A 5,044-nucleotide genomic window follows, 5' to 3' on the forward strand; every position below is an offset into this window, starting at 1 on the left:
GGCGGCCCTTTCCGTCGGCGGGGGAGCGGCGGGCACGGCCATGTGCCCAGCATGCCCGCCGCCGCTGCCGCCGGCGGCCGCGGGCGGCGGCGCGTTCGGGTGACGCGCCCCCATGGCGGCGGGCACCCGGCCGAGGCCGGCGCCCCGGTGCCCCGGGACCGGTTCAGGCGTCCTGCGGACGGCCGAAGAGCAGGTCGTAGCCCGGCGGCAGTTGGAGCAGGACCCGCCGCAGGACCTCGTCGTCGAGGCTGTCGGCGACGACGCTCAGGACCGCGCTGACGTCCCACCGGGCCGTCGCCTCCGTCGCCCCCTCGATCCAGGCCGCGGTGGCCCGTACGAACCGCTGCGGGTCGAGCGGTTCCGCGGCCCGCAGCGGGTTGAGCAGGATCAGGGCGTAGGCCTCGGGCAGGCCCGCGGCGACCCGGGCCCGGTCCTCGCCCACCAGGTGCGCGCCGAGCAGCGCGAGGACCACCCGCGCCGCCCGGTCGGCCTCGTCGCGGCTGCCGTACTCGCCGCGCTCGCGGACGCGTTCGATGAAGGCGTCCCATCGCAGGGTCATCGCCGGCTCCTCCCGGCCCGGGGTGTGGGCGGCCCGCAGGCCGCCGGCCGTCAACCGCTGATCTGCTTGCGGGAGCCGTCGCCGATGGCGATCTTGCGCGGCTTGGCGCGCTCGGCGATCGGGATGCGGAGCGTCAGCACGCCCGCGTCGTAGTCGGCCTCGATGTGCTCGGTGTCGAGGGTGTCGGCCAGCACGACCTGCCGGGAGAACACCCCGAGGGGGCGCTCGGACAGCTCCACCTGTGCCTGGTCCGACTTGGCGGCGGGCCTGCGCTCGGCGCGGACCGTCAGCATGTTCCGCTCGACGTCGATGTCGACGGCCTCCTTCGCCACGCCCGGGATGTCGAAGGCGATCACGTACGTGTCGCCGTCCCGGTACGCGTCCATCGGCATGGCGGACGGCCTGGACCACGTCCCCGGGCCGAGGAGCTGCTGGGCGAGGCGGTCCATCTCACGGAAGGGGTCGGTGCGCATCAGCATGGGAGAACACCTCCGGTCGTCGGCTGCGGTGCCAGTGCGCTTCGGACACTTCCCTTGTACCATGTCGTCCAAGCGATGACAAGTACCGATGTAACCTTGTGGATGACGCAGCGTATGCCGGGGTAGTCTCTCCGCCACCGGTGCGCGTACCGGTCCCCACATCCGGGAGGTATCCGTGACCACACCCCAGCCGCCCGCCGGGCCGCCCGGCTCCCCGGCCTCCTTCCTGGCCGCCGCGGCCGCCCTCGACGCGATCGGCAAGGCCGTCCAGGACGCCCACGGCCGGGAGGCGGACGGCCCCCGCGACACCGACTCCGCCCTGGCCGCCCTGCTCCTCCTGCGCGAGGTCCGCGAAGAGCTCGCCTCGTGGGAGAGCGGGCTCATCGAGACGGCCCGCGCAGCCGGCGCGAGCTGGGCCGACCTGGCCGGCCCCCTCGGCGTCGCCAGCAGACAGGCCGCAGAGCGCCGCTACCTGCGGCTGCGCCCCGGAGCAGTCGGCACGACGGGCGAGCAGCGCGTCCAGGCCACCCGCGACTCCCGCGCGGCGCAGCGCAGCGTCAACACCTGGGCCCGGCAGAACGCGGGGGACCTGCGCCAGCTCGCCGGGCAGGTCAGCGCGCTCACCGGCCTCGACAGGCCGGGCAGCGCCTCGATCGGCAGGGTCCGCAGCGCACTCGCCGGCGACGACGCCGCCGACCTGCTCGGCCCCCTCAGCGCGGCCGCACCGCACGTACGGGCCGGGCACCCCGAGCTCGCCGACCGCATCGACGCCGTGAACCGCCACACCGACCGCGTCCGCCGGGCCAGCGACCGCCGCCGCCAGGGCGCGGACGGCGGCGAGTAGCGGCAGGCCTCCCGACGCGCGCCCGCTGCCCCGCCCGCGGGGGCGCCGGTACGATCCGGGGATGGAACGCGCGGAAATCCTGAAGCGGGTCATCGCCATCCTGACGGAGGTGCAGGAGATCCGGCACGCGGTGGAGGCGGGCGAGGACCCCGAGATCCCCGAGGCGGAGTCACAGGTCGTCACGGAGCTCCTGAACGAGATGCTCCCCTCGATCCGCGTCCCCGCCGACGCCGCCCCGAAGGAGGTCGTCCGCCTGGTCGCGGTCTCCCTCGGGCCGGCCCTGCAGAGCATGGTCGCCGGCTTCAGCCTCGCCTTCACCAGCCTGGCCATGGCACACGACAACGGCCGCACGGACCTCACCTCCGAGGACGTCCTGCGCACCCTGGCCCTCGAGGTCGAACGCGGCACCTACGACGACGGCGCCTCCTGACCCCGCCCCGGACGAGCCCGGGTGCCCGCGGAAAATGCAGGCGCCGGGGACGGCTCCCGCCGCTACGATCATGCCTCCCCCCACCGAACGGACGCCACGGAGGCCGCGATGGACCGGTCCGCCCCGCGGACACGCCCGGCAGGCGCCCGCGGCCGGGACGCCGACTGGTCGCCCTACCCCAAGATCCCCTCCCGGGCCCGGCCCGGCGGTACGGGGCGGGCGGCCCGGGAGTGGGTCGCGCAGGAGAAGGTCCACGGCGCGAACTTCGCCGTGCACTGCGACCGGAGGGGAGTCCGCCCGGCCAAGCGCCGCGAACTGCTCGCGGAGAGCGGCCTGGACGACTTCTTCGGCGTCGCCCGGATCTGGCCCGCCCTCGCCGTCGCCGCCGGCCGGTGCGCGGCCGGACTGCGCCGCCACTGCGGGGCGGACCCCTCGGCCCCGGTCACCCTGTACGGGGAACTCGCCGGCGGACGCTACCCGCACCCCGGAGTCCCGCACGAGGCAGGCGCGGAGCCCGTGCAGACCGGCGTCTGGTACGCGCCGGGACTGCTCTGGCTGCCGTTCGACGCCGTCGTCCGGACCGGCGGCGGCACCTGCTGGGCCGGCGAGCGCGCCCTGCGGGAGGCCGCGGCGGCCGCGGGCCTGCACTGCGCCCCGCTCCTCGCGCGCGGCACCCTCGCCCGGGTCCAGGAGGCGTCGCCGGTGTTCGAGACCAGGGTGCCGGCGCTCCTCGGCCTGCCCGCGCTGCCCGGCAACCTCGCCGAGGGGATCGTCGTCAAGCCCGCCTGCGACTGGTGGGAGCCCGCTCCGGACGCCGCCGCCGGCGCGGGCACCCGCCCGGTGGCCAAGGTGAAGCACCCGGCCTTCGCCGAGGACCGGCGCTACGACGGCTCGCGCCCCCACACCGTGCAGCCCGGAGGCGCCGCGGGGGTTCCCGGCTGGCTCCTCTCCCAGGCGGCCGCGCTCCTCACCCCGGCGCGGGCCGCCGCCGCCGTCGGCAAACTGGGCCCGCGCACACCGGCCGAGGAGGTCGCCGCGGAGATCGCCCGCGACGCCGCCCTGGACCTCGCCGACTCCGTCGGCGGCCTCGACGGCGCCCTGTCCGCGGCCCTGGAGCGCGCACTGCACCCCGGAACGCTCGCCCTCGCCCGCTTCGACGCGGCCGACCGCCGCAGGCCCTGACCGAGCCGGCCCCGCCGGCCCCGGGGAGGCGGGACCATCTCAGAGCCGGTCGGCGGCCCGCACCCGGTGCAGGTGGACCAGGACGTCGTAGGCCCGGCCGAGCGCGAGGTCCGGCAGGTCGGGCTTGAACACCGATCCGGCGTCGTGGACCGGCCGCGCCCGGTCCAGCCAGTCGCGGGCCGGGGCCGGCGCCGTCCGCAGGTCCAGGTAGAAGTCGCGGTGCCGGACCCGGTCGAGAGTGTGCTCGTTCGACCCGGGAGCCGCCTGCGGCACCCGGACCGGCTGCCACTCCCCGCCGAGGGAGGTGTCCTTGGTGAGGAAGGCCCCGCCGGCGAAGCTGAAGCCGACCGCGGCGTAGGCGCGGCCGAGGCGCTCGCGCAGGACGGCGCCCTGCGTGCGCGGGTACATGGAGGGGTCGGTGGACAGGTAGCCCACGTGGCCGTTGTGCGCGGACAGGAGCATCCTGTGGCCGGTGCGGCGCTGCCACCACAGGACGTTGTCGGCCATCGCCTGGTCGCGCAGCCGCTCCGCTGCGGTCACCGACCCCGGGTCGGCGAGGTCGAACGTGGCGAACGCGAAGGTCTGGGCGATGTTGCGGGCGTGCTGCACCGTCCAGCCGTAGGCCTCGCCGCCGGCGCCCTCGTGTGCGGCGACCAGGTCCAGGGCCCGCTGCGCCAGGGCGGCGTCGTGGCGGCGCTCGGCGAGCGGTCTGCGCAGGTGGGCGAAGATGTCGTCGAGGGGGCGCAGCGCGGCGTACAGTTCCGTCAGCTCGGGCAGGGACTCCGGCCGTGTGGCACGCACGGAGGAGAGCACCCGGTCGAAGATGTCGCCGCCGAGCCCCGGGCCGCCGAGGTCGTCGCCCATGAAGTGGACCGGCCGCTGCGGATTGCGGCGGTTGTGGTCGCGCATCCAGGCGATCAGACTGACGAACTCCTCGCGCTCCCAGGGGGATCCCCGCAGAGCCGTGGCGGCGACGGTCCGGGCGTCGCCGGGGCCGCCCTGCAGGAACTCGTCGATCCGGAGCCCCGCCGACCAGCTCATCTCCAGGGCGAAGGTGGTGAAGCCCCGCTCCTCGACGAGGTGGCGGAAGACCCGCTCCTTCATGGCGAAGAACTCGTGCGAGCCGTGCGTGGCCTCGCCGACTCCCACCACCCTCGCGTCGCCGACCATCGAGCCCAGGGCCCGCAGGTCGTCCGTACGGCCGCCGGGCTCCGTCGAACGCAGCGGATGCGCCGCCCGCTCCAGCGCCCGGACGACGGCCGAGTCCCCGGTTCCTGCCGCGGACTCCGCCGGGCCGGGCCGCGCGGCCGGCGCCGCCCGGGCGGCCGGTGCCGTCAGGGCCGCCGCGGCGGCCCCCGCCGCGAGCACCAGCAGCTTCCGCCGCCCGGTCGCCGTTCCTGGCCTGTTCATCCGATCACTCCCCAACTCGTGTGCCGCGTAGGGCCGGTGGAATGATCATGGCGTTCTTCGGAGCGCCGGGCGCTGGGGATCCCCTCCCACTCGGCCGGGGGCCGTCCCGCCCCCGAGGGGGCGGGACAGCCCGAGGGGGC

General features: G+C 76.3%; 6 protein-coding genes. 3 read left to right on the forward strand and 3 right to left on the reverse strand.

Going from position 1 to position 5,044, the window contains the following annotated elements:
- Window positions 1-163 precede the first annotated feature (163 nt).
- Entirely contained in the window at window positions 164-559 is a 396-nt protein-coding gene (locus EF903_RS28520; RefSeq protein ID WP_125547899.1) for a DUF2267 domain-containing protein, read from the reverse strand.
- A 50-nt stretch (window positions 560-609) separates the two neighbouring features.
- Window positions 610-1,038, reverse strand: coding sequence for an Hsp20/alpha crystallin family protein (locus EF903_RS28525; protein ID WP_125547900.1), 429 nt, complete (start codon window positions 1,036-1,038; stop codon window positions 610-612).
- A 175-nt stretch (window positions 1,039-1,213) separates the two neighbouring features.
- Between EF903_RS28525 and EF903_RS28530 the strand changes: the two genes are divergently transcribed.
- From EF903_RS28530 to EF903_RS28540, 3 genes are all read left to right on the forward strand, one after another.
- A complete protein-coding gene (locus EF903_RS28530) occupies window positions 1,214-1,882 on the forward strand; it encodes a type III effector protein (protein ID WP_125547901.1) in 669 nt (222 codons plus the stop codon).
- A gap of 61 nt (window positions 1,883-1,943) precedes the next feature.
- Entirely contained in the window at window positions 1,944-2,312 is a 369-nt protein-coding gene (locus tag EF903_RS28535; RefSeq protein ID WP_125547902.1) for a hypothetical protein, read from the forward strand.
- 108 nt (window positions 2,313-2,420) lie between these two features.
- Window positions 2,421-3,494: an RNA ligase family protein gene (locus EF903_RS28540; protein WP_125547903.1), complete on the forward strand. Its 1,074-nt coding sequence runs from the start codon at window positions 2,421-2,423 to the stop codon at window positions 3,492-3,494.
- A gap of 39 nt (window positions 3,495-3,533) precedes the next feature.
- Here the strand turns inward: EF903_RS28540 and EF903_RS28545 are convergent, their stop codons facing one another.
- The gene (locus tag EF903_RS28545; protein ID WP_125547904.1) at window positions 3,534-4,904 is read right to left on the reverse strand and encodes an erythromycin esterase family protein; all 1,371 of its coding nucleotides are present in this window, start codon (window positions 4,902-4,904) and stop codon (window positions 3,534-3,536) included.
- Between the last annotated feature and the right edge of the window lie 140 nt (window positions 4,905-5,044).

The sequence above is a fragment of the Streptomyces sp. WAC05292 genome (assembly GCF_003949955.1).
In the GTDB taxonomy this organism is placed as follows: Bacteria; Actinomycetota; Actinomycetes; order Streptomycetales; family Streptomycetaceae; genus Streptomyces; species Streptomyces globosus.